The organism is Pseudoalteromonas sp. R86517, from assembly GCF_042466295.1.
GTDB lineage: Bacteria > Pseudomonadota > Gammaproteobacteria > Enterobacterales > Alteromonadaceae > Pseudoalteromonas > Pseudoalteromonas atlantica.
Window position 1 is genome coordinate 1788965 of sequence record NZ_JAXHCB010000001.1, and the last position, 21339, is coordinate 1810303.

Annotated in this window: 18 protein-coding genes; 15 read left to right on the plus strand and 3 right to left on the minus strand. The window is 41.6% G+C overall.

What is annotated here, in order from left to right; genetic code table 11:
* The first annotated feature begins 318 nt into the window (after nucleotides 1–318).
* The 6 genes from SJY38_RS08005 to SJY38_RS08030 are packed head-to-tail and all read left to right on the plus strand — an operon-like array spanning nucleotide 319 to nucleotide 7560.
* Entirely contained in the window at nucleotides 319–927 is a 609-nt protein-coding gene (locus SJY38_RS08005; RefSeq protein ID WP_377109575.1) for a PilZ domain-containing protein, read from the plus strand.
* 57 nt (nucleotides 928–984) lie between these two features.
* Nucleotides 985–2040, plus strand: coding sequence for an agmatine/peptidylarginine deiminase (locus SJY38_RS08010; RefSeq protein ID WP_377109576.1), 1056 nt, complete (start codon nucleotides 985–987; stop codon nucleotides 2038–2040).
* The gene (locus SJY38_RS08015) at nucleotides 2037–2930 is read left to right on the plus strand and encodes a carbon-nitrogen hydrolase (RefSeq protein WP_004588908.1); all 894 of its coding nucleotides are present in this window, start codon (nucleotides 2037–2039) and stop codon (nucleotides 2928–2930) included. The genes SJY38_RS08010 and SJY38_RS08015 overlap by 4 nt, the downstream gene beginning before the upstream one ends.
* 51 nt (nucleotides 2931–2981) lie before the next feature.
* Nucleotides 2982–6455 (plus strand): transcription-repair coupling factor, encoded by a 3474-nt coding sequence (gene mfd / locus SJY38_RS08020; protein ID WP_377109577.1) that lies wholly within the window; start codon nucleotides 2982–2984, stop codon nucleotides 6453–6455.
* Entirely contained in the window at nucleotides 6455–7291 is an 837-nt protein-coding gene (locus SJY38_RS08025) for a peptidoglycan binding protein CsiV (RefSeq protein WP_024032592.1), read from the plus strand. Before mfd ends, SJY38_RS08025 begins: the two co-directional genes overlap by 1 nt.
* A gap of 17 nt (nucleotides 7292–7308) precedes the next feature.
* Nucleotides 7309–7560, plus strand: a complete 252-nt coding sequence (locus SJY38_RS08030) for a DUF3862 domain-containing protein (protein ID WP_377109578.1) — start codon at nucleotides 7309–7311, stop codon at nucleotides 7558–7560.
* A gap of 67 nt (nucleotides 7561–7627) precedes the next feature.
* On the opposite strand, the gene SJY38_RS08035 is transcribed toward SJY38_RS08030, so the two are convergent.
* The 3 genes from SJY38_RS08035 to SJY38_RS08045 all read right to left on the minus strand — a co-directional run bounded on the left by SJY38_RS08035 (nucleotide 7628) and on the right by SJY38_RS08045 (nucleotide 12986).
* The gene (locus SJY38_RS08035; RefSeq protein ID WP_377109579.1) at nucleotides 7628–8980 is read right to left on the minus strand and encodes a hypothetical protein; all 1353 of its coding nucleotides are present in this window, start codon (nucleotides 8978–8980) and stop codon (nucleotides 7628–7630) included.
* A 103-nt stretch (nucleotides 8981–9083) separates the two neighbouring features.
* Nucleotides 9084–11666 carry a TonB-dependent receptor gene (locus tag SJY38_RS08040; protein ID WP_029774528.1) on the minus strand — a complete coding sequence of 861 codons (2583 nt, stop codon included), beginning with the start codon at nucleotides 11664–11666 and terminating at the stop codon, nucleotides 9084–9086.
* 894 nt (nucleotides 11667–12560) lie between these two features.
* Nucleotides 12561–12986, minus strand: a complete 426-nt coding sequence (locus tag SJY38_RS08045) for a hypothetical protein (protein WP_377109580.1) — start codon at nucleotides 12984–12986, stop codon at nucleotides 12561–12563.
* A 339-nt stretch (nucleotides 12987–13325) separates the two neighbouring features.
* Here SJY38_RS08045 and ccoN point away from each other — a divergent pair, with 339 nt between their 5' ends.
* From ccoN to SJY38_RS08090, 9 genes are all read left to right on the plus strand, one after another.
* Entirely contained in the window at nucleotides 13326–14759 is a 1434-nt protein-coding gene (ccoN, locus tag SJY38_RS08050; protein ID WP_004588826.1) for a cytochrome-c oxidase, cbb3-type subunit I, read from the plus strand.
* Between the two features lie 12 nt (nucleotides 14760–14771).
* Nucleotides 14772–15446: a cytochrome-c oxidase, cbb3-type subunit II gene (ccoO, locus tag SJY38_RS08055; protein WP_004588825.1), complete on the plus strand. Its 675-nt coding sequence runs from the start codon at nucleotides 14772–14774 to the stop codon at nucleotides 15444–15446.
* A 5-nt stretch (nucleotides 15447–15451) separates the two neighbouring features.
* On the plus strand, nucleotides 15452–15637 hold the full coding sequence (locus SJY38_RS08060) for a CcoQ/FixQ family Cbb3-type cytochrome c oxidase assembly chaperone (protein ID WP_004588824.1): 186 nt from the start codon (nucleotides 15452–15454) through the stop codon (nucleotides 15635–15637).
* The gene (ccoP, locus tag SJY38_RS08065) at nucleotides 15634–16668 is read left to right on the plus strand and encodes a cytochrome-c oxidase, cbb3-type subunit III (RefSeq protein ID WP_054982343.1); all 1035 of its coding nucleotides are present in this window, start codon (nucleotides 15634–15636) and stop codon (nucleotides 16666–16668) included. The genes SJY38_RS08060 and ccoP overlap by 4 nt, the downstream gene beginning before the upstream one ends.
* Nucleotides 16669–16809: 141 nt before the next feature.
* A complete protein-coding gene (locus SJY38_RS08070) occupies nucleotides 16810–17301 on the plus strand; it encodes a FixH family protein (protein WP_004588822.1) in 492 nt (163 codons plus the stop codon).
* 8 nt (nucleotides 17302–17309) lie between these two features.
* A complete protein-coding gene (locus SJY38_RS08075; protein ID WP_377109581.1) occupies nucleotides 17310–19685 on the plus strand; it encodes a heavy metal translocating P-type ATPase in 2376 nt (791 codons plus the stop codon).
* On the plus strand, nucleotides 19682–19849 hold the full coding sequence (ccoS, locus tag SJY38_RS08080) for a cbb3-type cytochrome oxidase assembly protein CcoS (RefSeq protein ID WP_002963071.1): 168 nt from the start codon (nucleotides 19682–19684) through the stop codon (nucleotides 19847–19849). Before SJY38_RS08075 ends, ccoS begins: the two co-directional genes overlap by 4 nt.
* Nucleotides 19842–20513 carry a sulfite exporter TauE/SafE family protein gene (locus tag SJY38_RS08085; protein ID WP_029774532.1) on the plus strand — a complete coding sequence of 224 codons (672 nt, stop codon included), beginning with the start codon at nucleotides 19842–19844 and terminating at the stop codon, nucleotides 20511–20513. Before ccoS ends, SJY38_RS08085 begins: the two co-directional genes overlap by 8 nt.
* A 68-nt stretch (nucleotides 20514–20581) precedes the next feature.
* Entirely contained in the window at nucleotides 20582–21319 is a 738-nt protein-coding gene (locus SJY38_RS08090) for an FNR family transcription factor (protein WP_024032585.1), read from the plus strand.
* Nucleotides 21320–21339: the final 20 nt, after the last annotated feature.

The following is a 21339-nucleotide window of genomic DNA, read 5'->3' on the forward strand; positions in this document are numbered from 1 at the left end:
TTTTATTAGGGCGTGTTGATCTTTGATAATTAAATTTGCAGCAGTGTGTTTAGTTTTTAGGCAAGGCAGAGCCTATAAGTGTGGTTATTCCACATAAATAGGCGAAACGCAGGAGCAGTTATCGTGCCCACTAGGTTACAAACCTCTCGCCGCAATTTAACCGCCCCTAGATTGAACAAATTTCAATCCGCAAAGTTCAACACGCCCTAATCAACATTCTTAAAAACTGGCTTATAAACAAACCATTTAGCATTTTTATCTGCTAGCAATTTACTCCCCACAACGCTACTATTTAATGAATACGCAGTGGAGATAATTATGAACAGTCAAAGATTAAGCGAATTTGAAGAATACTTTCAAATAAATGAAAGCATTCGAGTAAACTTATTTGCTGTAGAAAATCAGTTAGTGCCGCAATCTCAACTCGCGCTTGAAGACGATATACCTCCTCTATTTAAGCTAGCTAACGAAGTCAGTGAGCTTGAACAGGCCTCTTTAAGACCCCTTAGAAACTTAGGCGATTTAGCACAAGAGCTGGCGGCTTTTTTACAAGCACAGTCGCGTAAAATTGATTTAATAATGAGCCACATTTTAGCCTCAGAGCAAGCGCAAGATAACGCCATACAGTGCGATAGCTACGGCGGAGGCGGCATTCGCTTTACTTCGCCTGATGTATACGCAATAGGCCAAGCTTTTAGAACAAAGCTATTTTTGCACCACGAAGCCTCAGCCGTTTACTGCTATACAGAAGTTGTGGCCGTTGAAAAACAAGACAGCGAACATTACCAATACACATTACTGTTTACTGCAATAAGAACCACAGACCAAGAATTAGTTGTCAGAGCCAGCTTACATGCACAAACACGCCAGCTAAAAAAACGCCAAGAACTCGAGCAAATTGACAATGATTCAAGCAGCGATAAATAGCTGACATATGCATGTAAAATGCTAAACTAGCGCCACCGTAATTTGTATCAAAACTTCATGAACTTTAGACTTTTACCTGAATGGGCTGAGCAAGACGCCGTTATGCTTACCTGGCCCCATGCACAGACCGACTGGGCTGATACGCTTGAACGCGTAGAGCCTGTTTATGTTGAACTTGCAACGCATATCACAGCCGTGCAGCAGCTTGTTATTGTTGCCCATAACACGGCGCTTAAAATCCACATTACTGCCTTGCTAACAAAAGCGAATATAAACTTAAGCCACGTGCACTTTGTTCTTACACCAACAAACGATACCTGGGCACGGGATCACGGCCCTATTACCTGCGCAAATATTAGCGACGCTCGCCAACTTAAAATTTACGACTTTATCTTTAATGGCTGGGGTAATAAATTCGAAAGTGCCCTCGATAATAAAATTAACGCCGTACTGGTAAACCAGCTAAGTAATCCAAACACTGATTACCAAGCCCTAAATGTGGTACTTGAAGGTGGCGGCATTGAAATTAACGAACACGGTGTGTTGCTTACAACCAGCGAATGTTTACTGAATAAAAACCGCAACCCCGATTTATCATCAGGCGATATAGAGTCAATTTTAACAACACATTTAGGCGCAACTGACTTTTTATGGGTAGATCATGGCTACCTAGCCGGTGACGATACCGACAGCCATATCGACACACTGGTCCGTTTTGCCCCCAATAATACACTTGTGTATGTTAAGTGCGATGCTAAAGAAGATGAGCACTTTAACGCATTAGATGCGATGGAAAAGCAGCTGCAAAGCTTTAAAACGCAAAATAATACCCCATATACGTTAATTGATTTGCCGTGGCCAAAACCAGTGTTTGATGATGACAACACCCGTTTACCGGCAACGTACGCAAACTACTTGATTATCAATAATACGGTTTTAGTCCCGACGTATAACGATGACAACGACGCACTGGCGCTAGCGCAAGTTCAAAAAGCATACCCAGCGCACACTATTATTGGCGTTAATTGCCTACCTATTATTGAACAATTTGGTAGTTTACATTGCATTACCATGCAATTACCTCGTGGATTTTTAGCTGGAGCAGCACAATGACAAGCCCTGCAAAATTAACCGTTGCCTTAGTGCAACAAACTAACAGTGATAACGCCTGCCAAAATATGGCAAAGTCGATTGCTGGCATTCGTGATGCTGCTAAACAAGGCGCACAGCTTGTGGTACTACAAGAGCTGCACCGTAGTCTGTATTTTTGCCAAACAGAAGATGTAGATGTATTTGACCTAGCCGAAACAATTCCGGGTCCAAGCACAAATACACTGGGCGAGCTTGCTAAAGAGCTCGGCATCGTTATTGTGGCTTCACTGTTTGAAAAACGTGCCACTGGGCTTTATCACAATACCGCGGTGGTACTTGAAAAAGACGGCACCATTGCGGGTAAATACCGTAAAATGCACATTCCTGATGACCCTGGCTTTTACGAAAAATTTTACTTTACCCCAGGCGATTTAGGCTTTGAGCCAATTCAAACCTCAGTAGGTAAATTAGGTGTTTTAGTATGCTGGGATCAATGGTTCCCTGAAGCGGCCCGTTTAATGGCCATGGCTGGCGCAGAAGTACTAATTTACCCAACCGCAATAGGCTGGGACCCACGTGATGATAACGCAGAGCAAACACGCCAAAAAGACGCGTGGGTAATAAGCCAGCGTGCGCATGCGGTTGCGAACGGCGTACCCGTTATTAGCTGTAACCGTGTAGGGCACGAAAACGACCCTAGCGGACAAAGCGAAGGTATACAATTTTGGGGTAACTCGTTTATTGCAGGCCCTCAAGGCGAAATGCTCTCAGAGGCGAACAATACTGATGAGCAAATTTTAGTAGTAGAACTTGATCAAAAAGCCTCTGAAAACGTAAGACGTATATGGCCGTACTTACGCGACCGCAGAATTGATCACTATCAAGACTTAACAAAAATTTACCGAGACTAAATAACTGCATGGCGTTTGCGAGCAAACGCCAACTAAAAAATGGAGCACTAAATGGCGTTTGAGCAATGGGCAGCCTTGCCGTGGGTAAAATCTCAAAAAGATAAAATTCAATGGGGGCAGCTTACTGGCAGTGCACTAAGTATAGCCATTGCAGAAGGTGTAAAACAGCAAAACGATTTAGTGCTTATAGTTACGCCAGATACGCCAAGCGCATTACGGCTTGAAACCGAGCTCGAATACTTATTGCCAGATAACCCGGTAATGGTATTTCCTGATTGGGAAACCTTGCCGTATGACCATTTTTCTCCGCACCAAGATATTATTTCAGCGCGCTTAGCCACTTTAAACACTTTAAAAAACGAGCAGCAAAGCGTACTTATAGTGCCTGTATCTACGTTAATGCTACGTACTGCGCCTGCTTCGTTTATTTATGGCTCTACCCTTAATTTTAAAGTAGGCGATAAACTCGACACCCATAACCTGCGCAGTAATTTAGAACAAGCAGGATATTTAAACGTACAACAGGTAATGGAGCACGGCGAATACGCAATACGCGGCTCTATTGTTGATTTGTACCCAATGGGCAGTGTGCACCCATTTAGGCTCGACTTTTTTGACGATGAACTCGACTCTATTCGTTTATTTGACGTAGAAACCCAGCGCTCAGATGAAAAAGTAGAGAAAATTGAGTTACTTCCCGCGCATGAATTTCCAACCAACGAAGCAGACGTTGAGCGTTTTAGAATAAATTATCGCGATAAATTTGGGGCCAGCTCAGAGCAAGACTCTGTTTACATGCAAGTAAGCAAAGGTACTTGGCCTGCCGGTATTGAATACTACATGCCGCTGTTTTTTGAAAAGCTTGCCACCATTTTTGATTACTTGCCAAACACCACTACGGTTATGCAACTAGGTGACTTAGAACACGCCGCAGATACCTTTTGGCACGATGTAAACGTACGCTACGAAAACCGTAAAGTAGATCCCCTGCGTCCACTACTGGCGCCCAGCGAGTTGTATCAACCTATTAATGAGTTGTTTTCTAATTTAGGTGAGTTTTCACGAATACGTTTATCGCAAGCTAAATTACCCACTAAAGCAGGCAATAAAAACTTAAATGTGAGCGAGCTGCCCGCAGTACGAATCGATCATAAACAACACGAACCCTACGGCGCATTTATTAACTATGTGGCAGAACAAAAAAAGAAAAAAAGCCGTATTTTATTAAGTGTTGAGTCTGATGGTCGCCGCGAGTCTTTATTAACCGTGCTTAAGCCAAGCGGCTTAAAGTTTAAAGAATTTGAAAGCTTACAGCAATTTACACAAAGCCAAAGCGATGTAGGCTTAATTGTAAGCCCTCTTGAGCAAAGTGTTGTACTGGGTACAAAACCGAGCCTTTCTATTATTACCGAGCAAGAGCTGTTAGGTATCAAGGTGTCGCAACGCAGGCGCCGTAAACATAAATACGAAGCAAGCCAAGATGCGTTAATTCGCAACTTAGCCGAGCTTAAAGAGGGCCAGCCAATTGTTCACCTTGACCACGGTGTTGGTCGCTATCAAGGCCTGCAAACAATTGACGCGGCAGGTGTAATTACTGAGTTTGTTACCATTACCTATGCCGGTGAAGCAAAACTGTATGTGCCGGTATCGGCACTGCATATGCTAAGCCGTTATTCGGGCGGTGAAGAAGCAAGCGCCCCGCTTCACAAACTTGGCTCAGATGCCTGGGAGAAAGCCAAAAAGCGGGCCGCCGAAAAAGTACGTGATGTAGCCGCGGAGCTATTAGATATTTACGCACAGCGCCAAGCAAAACCAGGTAATAAATTTGCACTCGATGGGCAAAGCTATCGCCAATTTAGCGACAGCTTTCCATTTGAAGAAACCGACGATCAGCGTAATGCTATTGAAGCCGTACTTGGTGATATGCAATCAAAACTTGCTATGGACCGTTTAGTGTGTGGTGATGTAGGCTTTGGTAAAACAGAAGTGGCTATGCGCGCCGCGTTTGTAGCGGTTAACGATAACAAACAAGTAGCCGTATTAGTACCAACCACCCTGCTGGCTCAGCAACATTATGAAAACTTTAAAGACCGATTTGCCGATTTTCCTATCGAAGTGGGAGTGTTGTCGCGCTTTAATTCAACTAAAGAGCAAAAAGACACGCTTGAAAAAATGGCCGACGGTAAACTAGATATCGTTATTGGAACGCATAAGTTAATTCAGCAAGATATTAAATTTAACGACTTAGGTTTACTAATTGTTGATGAAGAGCACCGCTTTGGTGTGCGCCAAAAAGAAAAAATAAAGTCATTACGTGCTGATGTAGATATATTAACGCTTACTGCAACGCCTATTCCGCGTACTTTAAATATGGCGATGAGCGGCATGCGTGATTTATCAATTATTGCCACCCCACCTGCTAAGCGTTTAGCGGTTAAAACCTTTGTACGCCAACGCGACAGCGACTTAATACGCGAAGCCATACTGCGTGAAATTAAACGCGGCGGCCAAGTGTACTTTTTGCATAACAATGTTGAGACTATTGAGCGAGTCTCGCAAGAGATCAGCGAATGGGTGCCAGAGGCTAGTGTCACCTCTGCTCATGGGCAAATGCGCGAGCAAGAGCTTGAGCAAATAATGACAGACTTTTATCATCAAAAATACAATGTACTGGTATGTACCACTATTATCGAAACCGGTATTGATGTGCCTACTGCTAATACTATTATAATGGACAGAGCCGATAAACTTGGCCTTGCGCAATTACACCAATTACGCGGTCGTGTTGGGCGAAGCCACCACCAAGCGTATGCTTATTTATTAACCGGCGATGCTAAAGCACTTTCTAAAGATGCCACCAAACGCTTACAAGCAATTGAGTCGTTGGAAGATTTAGGCGCAGGTTTTGCCCTTGCCACACATGATTTAGAAATACGTGGTGCGGGTGAGCTATTAGGCGACGATCAATCAGGGCAAATGCAAACTATTGGCTTTAGCTTGTATATGGAAATGCTAGAGCAAGCGGTTAATGCCCTTAAAAATGGTAAAGAGCCAACGCTTGAAAACCTGCTTCAGCAGCAAACTGAAGTTGATTTAAAACTCCCTGCCTTACTACCTGATGATTACATACACGATGTTAATGCGCGTTTAGGTATGTACAAGCGCATTGCAAGTTGTGCTAACCTTGCCGATATGGACGAATTACAAGTAGAGCTAATAGACCGCTTTGGTTTATTACCTGATGCCACTAAAAACCTATTTAGTATGCAGCAACTCAAAATGCGTGCTAGCGATTTAGGAATTACAAAAATAGAGGCAAACCCTAAAGGGGGCTACTTTGAATTTAGCCAAAATACGAAGGTTAATCCTAGCTTCATCATAGGCTTGATACAAAGTGCACCCCATGTGTACAAAATGGATGGCGCAAATAAATTGCGCTTTGCGATTAATGAGGTAAACCCTCGTGAACGCTTAAAAATGGTCACTGCAATGATTGCAGATTTCGAAAAAAAGGTTAGCCATTAATGTTGCTAAAAAAATCGCTTATCGTGTTATGTTGCTTATTTAGCAGCACCGCATTTGCAGAACGTTGGTTTGAAGTAGAAGTGCTGGTATTTAAACAGCGCCCTGCCCCCTATTTACAAGAAGACTTTAGCTTAAAGCACGAGCCCATTAAGGCGAAAAATACGTTAGAGCTACTCACCCCTTTATACACAGAGCAAGCTATGCAGGCATGTATAGATGGCGATAGTCGCTTTCAAAAACGCTCGTTTACCGATTCTTTAGTTAATGCCAACCCACAATCGGGTGTGTGTGATAACAGTATCGACTTTATGAAAAGTTACGACGAGTTGCCCGTTACGCCATTAGCACCGGCACAAGATACGATGGATGAGCCCTATTTACTCGCACCTGAGCAATTACAATTTACTGCCCAGCGCCGCGCTTTAGACAGAAAAGGTTTAGCCCCGCTACTACATACCGGCTGGCGCTTTGAAGGGGCAAGTAAATCGCGTGCGCCAAGCATACATTTAATTTCTGGGGATCATATAAAACGCGACGTTAACACTACGCCTAATTATTCAAATCCCGACTTTATTAGCCTAGTACAAAGTAAGCCACAGCTATTTAATACCTCAGAGCAGCCCCTAAGCTATTGGGAGCTAGATGGTTTATTTAAAATACATTTACGCCACTACCTTTACATAACCGCTGATTTTGACGTAAACGAAAAACTACCTAATGGGGATATAGAATCGGCCCGCTTTTCACAATTTAAACGTGTAATTAGTGGTGAAATCCATTACTTTGATCATCCTCGTATGGGCATGATTGTACAAATACGAAAGTATAAACACTAAATCAATAGGACATAACAATGAAAAACCTCCTGATCATCGCAGCAACGCTAAGCCTGGCAGCTTGTTCAAAAGTAAGCCTAGAAAACTACGAAAAAATTGAAGTTGGCATGGATAAAGCCGAAGTAGAAGCTATTTTAGGCTCTGCTGATAACTGCGTAGAAAAAACCCTACATACTAATTGTGTATGGGGTGATGAGTCTAAAAACATTGAAATAACACTCGTTTCAGACAAGGTAACTATTTATTCTAAGCACGGTATAACGCAGTAATACTGCGCTAAATTAGGTAAATTTACATGACACTAAGGGATAGCCGTTGCTATCCCTTTTTTATTTTCTATTTTTTAGAGTAAATAAGTTCAATATTAACTATTTTACTGCGATTAAGGGTTATTTTGTAACGCTGGTATAAAGTTCTTTCCTCATCTTTTAATACCATCACCAAATTTAACTGGTAGCGCCTTTCAACCGCTTGCTTTGATATTTTATTAACATCTAGATGATACAGCTTTCCCTCGCCGCGTTTTAAATACCGTGCAAAGGGCGCCAAATTAAAGCGCATACTTTGCTGTAGAGTATCGTAGCCTGGTAAAAACTCTTTAGCTGAAACACGTGTTTCACTGGCAAAATGCAGCCACTGCGCGGCTAGCTTGTTTTGCTGACGCCTTTTTGAAAATATTGTTTTTACTTCACTAGGGATTTTTTTAAAACGCATGTACTCAAGCCACACAAACTGACTTGCAACGCGGTCTTTAGTGATGCTGTTTTTAAATACAAACCGCCATTTAGGACGCCCGCGCACAATAGCGCGCCAAATTACCCGTGTAATGTCTTCTTTAAATATTTCACGCAAGCCGTAAATAACCCCTAATATTAAAATAAGGGTAGCGGTCACTTCGGTAAAGGTTGAGCGCGCGTTAAGTATAACCACCATTACAAATGCCATAATGACAGCTGTAACCGTGCCTTTTACTAAACGCTTTAGGTAACTATTTAAATAACGCGTATTGCGATGCAAAATAACGCCGTGCTCTATTAGGCGCTGCAGTAAACGCATTTTATTTGTAATGCGGTTACCATCTTGCAACGTGGTTTCTGAGTTGTAATTTTGCTCAAACCGGTATGTATTTTCGTTTTTACAAAATTGCAGTAAGTCGTTGCGCTCTTTCGCAAAGTCGCTGCTGCGTGGGCCTTCATCTAATAGCTTTAAAAACGACTGTTCAACATGCCAACTTAAATAGTTATCGGCATTGGTGTAAAACGGCACCAGCTTTTCATCATCGGGGGTATATCTGCGTAGCTTTTTTAGCAGCCCTTCACTTTGCTCAAACAGCTCTTGTGCACGGGCATAAAAAGCATCCACTTCTTGAATCTTTAATGCATCTTTAATATCAGCGTCGAGCGCTAAACGCACCTGATAACAGTACAAATTAAGGTTTTGGCGGTAATCTTGTTGCTCACCTTTGTTTTTACTAACAAAGCGGCTACGCACTAAGGGTAAGTGTATGTTTTTAGCGTTATAAGCTAAGTGCGATTTAAAGTGGTTATTAAAATAAGACTCTTCACTGAGGGTTTGCACGTTTATACCCATTTCATTGGGTATAGAAAAATACAGGTCGATACGCTGCTCAGAGCGAGGGGATAACTCTGGTTCTATGACAAAAGATAAATTTTCGTCTTGTTTTATCAAACAACTCTCCTTTTATTGAGTGTATAAGTGTACTGGTCTCCTTAATTTTGTTCAATAAAAAAGGCCCAGTAAACACTGAGCCTTAATACGATTAATGTGCTAATTAAAACTTAACGTTTACACCAGCAAATACACGGCGACCTAGTACATCGTATGTGTACGGGTCAGTGTTAGAATCGTTGTTACCTGTGTAGTAAGGAGGTTGCTTATCAAATAAGTTGTTAACACCTGCTGTTACTGACACAGTCTCGTTAAAGATGTAAGCACCGCTTATGTCATGGTATACAACTGAAGGCGTTGTAGGCGCATAACATGATGACTCATCACCTTGACAGCTGTAGCTATCCATTCCTGCAATGTAGCGTGCTTTGTAGTTTGCGTTCCAAGCGTCGCCTTTCACAGTTAGTTCAAAGTTAGCCTTAACATCTGCATAACCACCGATACCAGAAGTAATTAAACCAGCGTAATCAATGCTTGATTCAACAACATCTACTAAGTACTCGTCTAGGTAAGTAACATCTAGTGATGTATTCCACGCAAGACCAGCTGCATCAAATGTGTAGTTTAAGTTTAAGTCGTAACCTTTAGTTTGCTCGTAACCTACGTTTTGTAGTTGGTTATTAAAAGCAATACGGCCAGTGCTTTGGTTAAACGATACCGCAGCAGAGCTACATAACGCAGTACTTTGGTTAGCTAATGAACCATCTGTTGCTAAACAAGAGTCAACAATGTATTGGTTGTTAACAGTAGCAATTGCGTTTTCAATTTCAATGTCGTAGTAATCTAACGTCATTGAGAAACCTTCAAACCACTCTGGCTCGTACACAATACCCGCTGTTAGCGTATCAGCTTCTTCAGGCGTTAATTGGTCATTACCACCTACAGTTACTTCTGCTTGGTCTTGTGCACCAGGGAAGCTAACTTGTTCAAACGAAGGTGAATTACCTGAGTATAGCTCAGCTACTGTAGGCGCACGGAATGCTGTAGAGCGAACACCACGTAGCATTACTTCGTCGTTTACACGCCAAGTTAAACCAAGTTTCCATGTTTCGTCAGAACCAAAAGTGCTGTAATCGAAAGCACGGATTGCAGTGCTTAGTTCAACGTTTTGCGCTAAGAACGCATCGCTAACTAAAGGAATTGCAAGCTCTAAGTACGCTTCGTTTACGTCAAAACGACCGCTTGTAGGCTCAACACGTGGGTCGTTTGCAAGACCTTGTGATGTGATTGAATCTGGGATGTACCATGCTTTTTCTTCACGGCGCTCAACACCAGCAGCAAACCCTACGTAACCTGCAGGAAGTTCCATTACTTCACCAGCTAATGATGCAGTGAACATTAGTAATTGGCTACCACCTGAGTTTTGCTCAGTGTAAACGTAGTCGCTTAAGTTCTCAGCAGACCAAGAAGATTGCATAAGTGGGTTAAAGTCACCCGCTTCGATTGCATCTTGGATAGAGCCCATGTTGTGAAGGTTGCTTAAACGGTCAACTGAATCGTTACGACCAAAAATTACAGACACATCCCAATCGTAACCACTGTCAAGGTAACCTGCAGCACCTACTACAGTTCGCACAGTGTCAACAACTTGTGAGAAATCACGAGTACCTGTGTCTGTCATACGACGACCGTAAGAAACTTCATCACCGTAGTTAATATTGTGGCTTGTTAGTGAATCGCCCATTTCTTCAGTGTAATCAAAGTCAAACCATACTGGCTGTGGCGCCATTTGTTGCTCTGACCAACGCTTAGAGTATGTAAATTCTGAGTATAAACGCGTGTCATCTGTTAAATCGAAGCTACCGATACCTGTAAGGTTTAAACGACGCATAGGCGTGTATAGGTAGCTGTCTGATGAGTAGTTGTACGCATCATCAGAACCAAAGTCATGCCAACCGTTGTCTGCTTGACCTTGTAGTGATTCATCACCTGACCATACGTGGCCATTTGGCGTGTATGAAGAACCAGAACAGTAAGGTGCACTGCCGTCGCCATCTTCTGTTAATGGACAATCAGAGAAGCTACGATCTGCTTGAGATGCGTCACCACGGTCAGTGTACTGAAGACCAATTACAACGTTACCACGACCAAAGCTACCACCCATAGTGATATCGAAAGACGTTTCATCAGCATCACCCTCTGTAGTGATTGCAGATTTAACATTTAAGTCTAAACCTTCAAAGTCATCTTTTAAGATGATGTTTACAACACCTGCTACCGCATCAGTACCGTATACTGCAGATGCACCATCTTTAAGTACTTCAATGTGCTTGATCATTGAAACAGGAATAGTGTTTAAATCAACAGTAGAGGCAGCACCTGTGCCTGAGTTGATCATACGACGGCCATTTACAAGTACTAGTGTACGTTGTGAACCTAAACCACGTAAATCGATAGAAGCATTACCACCAGAACCGTTATTGATACCTGGGTTGGTCATTGCACCACCAGTAGCAGTCATTTTTTGTAATACGGCATCAACCGAAACTGCGCCGGTTGCAGCAATGTCATCTGCACCGATTAAAGTAACTGGGCTAGCGGTTTCCATATCTGCGCGCTTAATGCGAGAACCCGTTACTTGAATTTTTTCAATAGCGTTTGCGCCATCTTCGGCCGCTACTACTTGCATACTTGAGAACATTGGGATTGCTGCGATTACAGCTAAACCAAGAGTTGATTTTTTCATGAATAAACCCTACTTGTTGGAAATTTACCTTGATTGGTAATGCTCACTTTTTATAAGAATTGTGAGTCAGGGGGGCAACTTAGGCTGAGTTAACTGAACAAAAACTTAATGAAAGGTCGTTATATATACAACACCAAAAAAGAATAACCAAAAAAGGTACAAAGGTTATAACTTGTTGCAGTGTTAACTAAAAAAAACAATTAAAAATCATTGAGATAACACAAAAGCGAAGCAATTAAAACACAGCTGAAATCAAAGTTATGCAGATTGTAATTAAATGTAATTAGCGTATAAATATACCCTTTTTAGAAAAATTAACATATTAATCACAGCGCATTAGTAAAACCGTAAAGCTGTAATAAAATTAATAACCATAAATATGCAGATTTACCGCTTAAATAGTCTTATTAAGCTATTTATTTCGTTTTTTTGGTAATATTTTTTGTTCAGCGAGACTTCAACGTTTGCTCGGATCGGGAGGCGTTATTTGATTTAGCAAATCATTAGAGGGTCTTAATTTGAGGGCGTTTAACTTTATTAAAATAGTTATCATGAAACTAAGCAGGATTTACTTTTTTACATGCCCGGTAATGCAAGTAATACGCTTTTACTATAAACATGACGGAGCCCCCCTATTGGCGTAAGGCAATTCACTCCATAACAAGAACGAGCAAGCACACCAACATAAAACAAATGAGAATGAAGAAATAGATTAATAAACAAGGCAGCAAAGAGGTTTAAATGTGTTAGTGCTTTAAATACAATTTTATACACCTGCTATTGCCATATATAAGACGTACCGCTAAATAGTAATGCCTTATTATAGTAATACCTTATTAATAGCTGACTTTTGTTATGCGCCAGCTAAAAAATGATTAGCAGGAAAAAGGTACCTTAATACGTTACATAAAAATTATAAAAGTGAGTGATTTGCTCACCAGTTTGAACATTGCTTAAATTAAGCACCAGTTGCCACAGCATATTTTTCTCAGAGCATATGCCCACCATAGTGTCACTTTTATAAATAGTTGCTTCTTTAGTGAACTTTTGCGGAATAAAACCCATATACATGGTTATACTTTCAAGCTTAGCGTTATCTATTTTTAGGTGGGCGGGTAAATCAAGGTAAATACTAAAGGGGGTTTCGGGGGTAATATTTTTATCACTTAACCATACTTTAACACCGGTATTATAAATACAGCGCTGATTCGTGTCACAATTTGCTTTTAACAGTGCTTTTTGATCTTTTTGGTTGGCATTGTCACAGCCTGTTAATACAAAAAACAGCATTAAAAACAAAGATAATCTATATATATGCATAACAAATCCGCGCTAAATAAAAACAAATCTTAATTAGCATGCTTTGAAATAACAATAGCCAGTGTGCTGCTTGGTTAATATAGGTACAATCTGTATCAAAAAATAAACAACAAACTCACAAACTTTGATTGATGTCATAATTTTATGTAATTGACCTATCTTTTTTAGGCCAAAAAATTTATCATTTCACCCGCAAAAAATAAGGGTTTCTCGAGTTTGTTTTCTGAAGCATTCAGGCTTTGAACGTTTTAGGTAATACGCTTGGGGAAAATAGTAGGCCCCACTTTAAACGGTGGGTAATTCATTTCTAAACGCATTTATTGCAGCGGAAGCCAGAAAATGAGCCAAACAGTAGCATCACAAACTGAGTATAACTATAAAGTTGTACGCCAATTCGCTATTATGACAGTGATTTGGGGCATCGTTGGCATGAGTATTGGGGTTCTGATTGCTGCCCAATTAGCTTGGCCAGCACTTAACTTTGATACACCATGGTTAACATACTCTCGACTACGTCCGTTACACACGAACGCAGTAATTTTCGCATTTGGTACCAGTGCACTTTTTGCGACGTCTTATTACGTCGTTCAACGTACTTGTCAAACGCGCCTTTTCTCAGACAAACTCGCCGCTTTCTCTTTTTGGGGTTGGCAGCTTGTTATTGTATTAGCAGTAATTACATTACCACTGGGTATTACTAGCTCTAAAGAATATGCAGAGCTTGAGTGGCCAATCGATATTTTAATCGCGGTAGTATGGATAGTTTACGCAGTCGTATTTTTTGGTACGCTGATCAAACGTAAAGTATCGCACATCTACGTTGCTAACTGGTTCTACGCTGGCTTTATTATTACTGTTGCAGTGCTACACATTGTAAACAGCATGGCAGTGCCTGTGTCGTTAACTAAATCATACTCAATCTACGCAGGTGCGGTAGATGCAATGGTTCAGTGGTGGTACGGTCACAACGCTGTAGGTTTCCTACTAACGGCTGGTTTCTTAGGTATGATGTACTACTTTGTACCAAAGCAAGCCGGTCGCCCAGTTTACTCTTACCGTTTATCGGTAGTTCACTTTTGGGCACTTATTTCACTTTACATTTGGGCAGGTCCTCACCACCTTCACTACACTGCACTTCCTGATTGGACGCAAAGTTTAGGTATGGTTATGTCTATTATCCTGTTTGTACCGTCTTGGGGTGGTATGATTAACGGTATAATGACGCTTTCTGGCGCTTGGCATAAGCTACGTACCGACCCAGTACTGCGTTTCTTAGTTGTTTCATTGTCTTTCTACGGTATGTCTACGTTTGAAGGCCCAATGATGGCAATTAAATCTGTAAATGCATTATCTCACTACACAGATTGGACTATTGGCCACGTACACTCAGGTGCACTAGGTTGGGTTGCGATGATTTCAATTGGTGCTATTTACCACCTTATTCCTGCGTTATTCGCACAAGGTCGTATGTACAGCGTTAAATTGGTTAACACGCACTTTTGGTTACACACTGTAGGTGTTGTACTTTACATTGTTGCAATGTGGATCTCAGGTGTTATGCAAGGTCTAATGTGGCGCGCAGTTAACTCTGACGGTACATTAATGTACAGCTTTGTTCAGTCTTTAGAAGCATCACATCCTTTCTACATTATGCGCTTTGTAGGCGGTGTATTCATCGTTACAGGTATGTTAGTTATGGCTTACAACGTTCTGCGTACAATTTCAGCTGAGAAAGAATCACTGAAGTTAGACGCGCAAGCACAATTAGCATAACGGAGTGAGATGATGAGCAATAAAAATTCACAAAACAAACATGAAATAGTAGAAAAGAACGTTGGCCTAATGGCTATTCTGACTGTTTTTGCTATTAGTTTTGGTGCATTAGTTGAAATTACTCCGCTAATGTTCCAAGACGATACAACAAAACCTGTAGAAGGTTTGCGCCCTCTTAACGCGCTTGAAATGGAAGGTCGTGACATTTATGTACGTGAAGGTTGTTATAACTGTCACTCACAAATGATTCGTCCTTTTCGTGATGAAGTTGAGCGTTACGGTCACTACTCTGTAGCGGGCGAATCAGTATGGGATCACCCTTTCCAATGGGGCTCTAAACGTACTGGTCCTGACCTTGCACGTGTAGGTAACCGTTACTCGGACGATTGGCATTATGCACACTTAGTTGACCCACGCGCCGTGGTTCCTGAGTCGAACATGCCAGGTTTTCCTTGGTTAGCAGAGACTAAGGTTGATACCAGCCTGACTCTGAAAAAACTACAAATTTTCCGTGATACTTTTGCTATTAACCCAGAAAACCCTAAACACCCGGGTTTAGGTTATGGCAGCGACGAAGAGCTACAAGCAGATGTTGATAAAGTTAACGCTATGAATAACGGCGAAGGCGCAACAGAAATGCAAGCCCTAATCGCGTATTTACAGCAACTTGGCACCCACTTGAAGTAATTATTATGGATTACGGAACATACAGAGGCATTTTGACTCTGGTAATTTTAGTATTGTTTATTGTGATTGTTGTATGGGCATACAGCAAGCGTAGCAAAAATCGTTTTGATGACGCTGCTAATGCCATTTTCGAAGATGAAAAAAAACATAACAACACACTCTCTAACGAGGAAAAGGAGTCTGAAAAATGACTAGCTTTTGGAGTATTTGGGTTATTGTATTAACCCTAGCCTGCTTAATCATCATTTTTAGCTTATTAGTTTGGAACCTTAAAAACTATGCTGGCGTAAAAGAAGGTGAAGACTGCGGACATGAATATGACGGCATTACCGAACTAAATAATCCACTACCAAAATGGTGGACGTACATGTTCTTCGCAACATTTATTTGGTCGGTATATTACTTAGCAGCCTATCCAGGTTTGGGTAACTGGGAAGGCTTAGGTAAATGGACAAGCTCTAACCAAGGTATTACCTCTTTAGCGGAATCTAAAGAAGCCACGGCTAAAGCAAAAGAAGAAGGCCGCTATGTAAAGCTTGATAAAGAATACGAAGCAGCACAAGAGCGCTTTGGTCCTATTTTTAACAAGCTTGCACAAGTACCAGTATTAGATTTAGTTAACTCTAAATTTGAAGGTGATGCAGCGCAGCAAGTAGCCCTTGAAAATGGCGAAAAGCATGAACAAACAGACGGCCAGTTAGCACTTGAAATTGGTCAGCGTTTATTCTCGCAAAACTGTGCGCAATGTCATGGTTCAGATGCACGTGGTGCAACTGGCTTCCCTAACCTAACTGATAAAGATTGGTTATACGGTGGTTCACCAGACAAAATTAAAGAAACACTTCTTTATGGTCGTGTAGCAGCAATGCCTTCTTGGAGTGCAGCACTTGGTGAGCAAGGCGTTAAAGAAATGACAGCGCACGTACTTAGCTTGTCTGGTCGTACTGTTAACCAAAAAGATGCCGCTGCGGGTGCCGCTAAGTTTGCAATGTGTGCCGCGTGTCACGGTGCAGATGGTAAAGGCTCTGTTGCACATAACTTACCGTTTGGTGCACCAAATCTTACAGATAACATTTGGTTATACGGTGGCTCTCAACGCGCTGTTGAAGAAACCCTTAACCATGGCCGCGCCGGTGTAATGCCAGCATGGAAAGACATTTTAGGTGAAGATAAAATTCACCTGTTAACTGCCTATGTTTACAGTTTATCGCAAGATAAATAAACACCGAGTTAACTATTAATTAATCTTTTTATTTCAACAGATTAATCCAGATCAAAAAAGCCTCCAGTCGGAGGCTTTTTTTTAGTCTTTTACAAATATTTGCTATAAAATAGCCCTACCTAAACTAATTTTAGAGCAACTATGCAACCTACTCCGTGGTATAAAAATTTTTGGCCTTGGTTTTTAATCTTTTTTCCGCTAGCGGCCATTATCGGGTGCATAACCTTAATTATTACTGCTGTGGGCAACGGCCCAGATATGGTGGTTGATGATTACTATAAAAAAGGCAAAGCAATAAACTTAGAACTTACTAAGTTTGAAAAAGCCAAAGCACTGTTTTTACATGGCAAGCTTAATGTTACAAACGAGCGTGCCAGTTTTGCCTTTACCAAAGGCGATTATAGTAACGTACACGCTTTAAAGCTGTCTTTTTATCATCGCACCATCAAAGCGCATGACTTTGAAGCAACGCTTACCCCTAATGCAAATAAAGAATTTACTGCCCTTTTAGATAACTACACACCAGGTGCTTACTCTGTATTTATAGAGCCGGTGGATGGTAGTTGGAAGTTAAAAGAAAACATTACTCTTCCTACAGAGCAGCCTTTGTTAGTTACCCCAAATTATAAGTAGCCACCACTATGAGCGTTTCTTGCTTTCATTGCCTTGAAAGTGTGCCAAATGGATTTCGCGCAACCGTAACAATAGATAACACGCCACAGCCTATGTGCTGTATTGGCTGCCAAGCAGTTGCGCAAAACATTGTTGACCAAGGCATGACCGACTATTACAAATACCGCACCGTACGCGCTGGTAAAGTAGAGCAGTTAGTCCCTGAGCAACTCGCGTTTATTAAAAGCTACGACAATGAAGACATACAAGATGAGTTTATAGCCACAACCGATAACTTATCCCAAGTACTGTTAAGTGTTGAAGGCATTACCTGCGCCGCGTGTGCATGGCTTATCGAAAAGCAATTACTTAGCTTAAAAACGGTAAAGCGCGTTGATGTTAATACCTCAACTAACCGTGCCATGATCCAATGGGATAAAACCCAAACCCCGCTAAGCGAAATTATTACTTCCTTAGCCAAAATTGGCTATAAAGCTTACCCGTTTCAAGCCGATGACGAAGCCCAACAAAAGCAACAAACAGCAAAAGCCTATATACGCCGCTTAGGTGTTGCAGGGCTGATGACCATGCAAGTGATGATGTTTGCCTTTGCCATGTACTTTGGCATGTTCTCGGGTATGGATAATAACTTTGAGCAATACTTTAGGTGGATAAGCCTAGTACTTGCCTCCCCCGTTATTTTATACAGCGCATTACCCTTTTTAACTAATGCTATTAATGGCTTAAAAGCAAAACAGTTAAATATGGACTTACCCGTTTCGCTGGCTATTTTTGGTGCGTATAGCGCCAGCTGTTATGCCACATTTATGCAAGTAGGCGAAGTGTATTTTGAATCGGTATGTATGTTCACCTTTTTATTATTATTAGGTAAATACCTCGAATTTAGAGCCCGATTAAAAGCCAGCGAGTTTACCGCCAACTTACAAAAGCTGCTGCCTTTAACCGCCCGCACCCTTGATGATAACGGCCAAGAGCATATTATTGCTGCAAAAAAACTTAAGCTGAATGATGTTGTACTCATAAAAGCTGGCGAAACTATCCCCGCTGACGGAGAGCTTATCAAGGGGCAAACAAGCGTTGATGAGTCGATGATGACCGGTGAGCATCAGCCCGTTAATAAGTTTATTGGCCACAATGTGTATGCCGGGTGTGTTAATCATGATGGCGTAATAGAAATAAAAATAAATAAAATTGGCCAAAACACCCTACTAAACCAAATTATACACTTACAACACACTGCGCTTACCAAGCGCCCTAAACTGGTAGAAATTACCGATAAAGTTGCCCAGTGGTTTATTGCCTGCTTGCTAGTTTTTGCCTCTATAACGGCCATTGGCTGGTACCAAATTGACCCAGAGCACGCGTTTTGGATCACTATTTCTGTATTGGTTGCCACTTGCCCTTGCGCGCTTAGCCTTGCTATACCTACCGCATTAACATGCGCTGTAGCCACGCTCACCCGCAAAGGGGTGTTAATTAAACAAGCACATGTGCTCGAAACCCTCTCGCAATTAACACTGTTTGCCTTTGATAAAACAGGCACCCTCACACAGGGTAAATTTAGCTTAGATGCTATTGATATACTCGATGACACAATCTCTAAAGAGCAAGCGCTTAATATTGCAGCCCAGTTAGAGCGTTATTCTGAGCACCCCATAGCCAGCGCATTTAATAAATACGCCACCACCGAGCTTGCCCTTACAAACATTACTGTACACCCAGGTATGGGCATTAGTGCACAAAGCGCAGATAAACATTACGCTATTGGTAAAAGCGGCTGGTTTGACAGTAAAAAAACAAATGCCCAAGCAAGCCTATTTATAAATAAACGCGTAGTTGCTCGTTTTTACTTTATAGATAAAGTAAAACCCGGTGCCAGTGAGCTTATAAGTACCTTACAAGCACAAAACTTAAGCTGTCATATGCTCACAGGCGATGCATCAGACGCAGGGCAAAAAATAGCAAAACAATTAAAGCTCAACAGCAGCCAAAGCGCCCTGTCGCCTAAAGATAAACAAACCGCCGTAGAGCAATGGTCATCACAAAACGAAGTAGTTGCCATGATAGGCGATGGCATTAACGACAGCCCAGTATTTGCCAGTGCTCATTTATCCATTGCAATGGAAACCGGCGCTGATATTTCTAAAAACAGTGCCGATGTAGTGCTGTTAAACAGTGATTTAGCCTCAATTGCGCACCTACTCAATGTTGCTAAGCAAACCAGGCGAATCATTAAGCAAAACCTGACGCTGTCTTTGTTGTATAATGCTTCTATTTTACCGCTTGCAGCGCTTGGGCTTGTTGCCCCGTGGATGGCCGTTATTGGTATGTCTGCCAGCTCAATTATTGTGATTAGTAATTCACTAAGGCTTTTAAAGTTATGAGCATAATTTATATTTTAATCCCGATTGCCATATTATTTGTGATTATTGCCATTGGCGTGTTTTTTTGGGCCGTTAAAAGCGAGCAATTCTCTGATTTAAACAAACAAGGTCATAGTATTTTGTTTGAAGATGATAAAGAACAACACAACAAAAGTAATGATTGACCCACTTTACACCAGCGCCTTTTTAATGGGCTTAATTGGTAGCGGGCATTGCCTTGCCATGTGCGGTGGTATTGCCAGCTCATTGCAATTGGCCAGTAACAAGCGCCAATCTGTTATTTATTCATTTGCTTATAACATTGGCCGAGCGTGTAGCTACATGCTGGCTGGCGCACTCGTTGCGGGTATAAGTAGCCAATTTGCAAAGCAAAATACGTTTTTTTCTACAACCCTTTCATTCATTGCGGCTATTTTTATGCTGCTGGTAGGCGTATATATAATGCGCGTAGGCCCCACTTTGCAATGGCTTGAAAAAATAGGCAAAACACTTATTTGGCAGCATATTGTTAAGCTTAATAAATATTTAATGCCGGTAGATTCAACGGCTAAAGCATTGGGTTACGGCGCGTTGTGGGGGTGGCTACCCTGTGGTTTGGTTTATTCAGCGCTCACATGGGCAATGACCAGCCCTAGTGCATTTGATGGTGCCCTAGTGATGCTTTGTTTTGCGCTTGGCACCTTTCCGGCCATGATCACCTTAGGCCTGGCCGCCCAAAAACTTAATAGTGTTATTAACCACCCATGGACGCGAATTGTGTTAGGCAGTATTATAATTTGGTATGGTATGTACCTGTTGATCATTGCCACCGACAAACTAGTACATTAATCGTTAGCGGCATTAAGCCACTCGGTTTATTTTCACTGCTGTGTATAAAAATTAAAACGGATTAAATTATGGATTTCTCTCAAAGTCGCGCTAAAAGTAATTGTGCAATTAGCTGTAACAACTGCAGCATCAGCCAATTGTGTTTGCCGTTTTCGTTAAATGGCCAAGAAATGGATAAACTTGACGAAATCATTGAGCGCAAAAAGCCCCTGCACAAAGGCGACTACTTGTTTGAATCCGGTGCTGCGCTTAATGCAATTTATGCAGTACGCTCAGGCTCATTTAAATCGTACACATTGTCTGAGCAAGGTGATGAGCAAATTACCGGTTTTCACTTAGCCGGCGATTTAGTCGGCTTTGATGCTATTAGTAAAATGGCTCATCAGAGCTTTTCGCAAGCACTTGAAACATCAATGGTATGCGAAATCCCGTTTGATACACTCGATGAGTTAGCAGGTAAATTACCCAAACTTCGCCAACAAATTATGCGTTTAATGAGTAGCGAAATTACCTACGATCAAGAAATGCTGCTACTTCTTAATAAAAAATCGGCAGAAGAGCGCCTAGCGAGCTTTATTTATAACCTTTCGGAGCGCTTTGGCGAGCGCGGATTTTCGCGTAAAGAGTTTAGATTTACCATGACTCGTGGTGAAATAGGTAACTACTTAGGCCTAACCGTTGAGACCATCAGCCGCTTATTAAGTCGTTTTCAAAAAGCCGATTTAATAAAGGTAGAAGGTAAATTTATTACTATTTTAGACAGTGACGCACTCGCCAAAACGGCAGCAATAATTAAGCCTTGCTAAGCTAATAGTTGTTGTAACTT

Coding starts and splice junctions, on each gene's coding strand:
- mfd (WP_377109577.1), top strand. CDS start 2,982: ATGGCGTTTGAGCAATGGGCAGCCTTGCCGTGGGTAAAATCTCAAAAA.
- ccoS (WP_002963071.1), top strand. CDS start 19,682: ATGAGCATAATTTATATTTTAATCCCGATTGCCATATTATTTGTGATT.
- SJY38_RS08005 (WP_377109575.1), top strand. CDS start 319: ATGAACAGTCAAAGATTAAGCGAATTTGAAGAATACTTTCAAATAAAT.
- SJY38_RS08045 (WP_377109580.1), bottom strand. CDS start 12,986: ATGCATATATATAGATTATCTTTGTTTTTAATGCTGTTTTTTGTATTA.
- SJY38_RS08070 (WP_004588822.1), top strand. CDS start 16,810: ATGCAACCTACTCCGTGGTATAAAAATTTTTGGCCTTGGTTTTTAATC.
- SJY38_RS08030 (WP_377109578.1), top strand. CDS start 7,309: ATGAAAAACCTCCTGATCATCGCAGCAACGCTAAGCCTGGCAGCTTGT.
- SJY38_RS08090 (WP_024032585.1), top strand. CDS start 20,582: ATGGATTTCTCTCAAAGTCGCGCTAAAAGTAATTGTGCAATTAGCTGT.
- SJY38_RS08025 (WP_024032592.1), top strand. CDS start 6,455: ATGTTGCTAAAAAAATCGCTTATCGTGTTATGTTGCTTATTTAGCAGC.
- ccoP (WP_054982343.1), top strand. CDS start 15,634: ATGACTAGCTTTTGGAGTATTTGGGTTATTGTATTAACCCTAGCCTGC.
- SJY38_RS08040 (WP_029774528.1), bottom strand. CDS start 11,666: ATGAAAAAATCAACTCTTGGTTTAGCTGTAATCGCAGCAATCCCAATG.
- SJY38_RS08085 (WP_029774532.1), top strand. CDS start 19,842: ATGATTGACCCACTTTACACCAGCGCCTTTTTAATGGGCTTAATTGGT.
- SJY38_RS08060 (WP_004588824.1), top strand. CDS start 15,452: ATGGATTACGGAACATACAGAGGCATTTTGACTCTGGTAATTTTAGTA.
- ccoN (WP_004588826.1), top strand. CDS start 13,326: ATGAGCCAAACAGTAGCATCACAAACTGAGTATAACTATAAAGTTGTA.
- ccoO (WP_004588825.1), top strand. CDS start 14,772: ATGAGCAATAAAAATTCACAAAACAAACATGAAATAGTAGAAAAGAAC.
- SJY38_RS08015 (WP_004588908.1), top strand. CDS start 2,037: ATGACAAGCCCTGCAAAATTAACCGTTGCCTTAGTGCAACAAACTAAC.
- SJY38_RS08010 (WP_377109576.1), top strand. CDS start 985: ATGAACTTTAGACTTTTACCTGAATGGGCTGAGCAAGACGCCGTTATG.
- SJY38_RS08075 (WP_377109581.1), top strand. CDS start 17,310: ATGAGCGTTTCTTGCTTTCATTGCCTTGAAAGTGTGCCAAATGGATTT.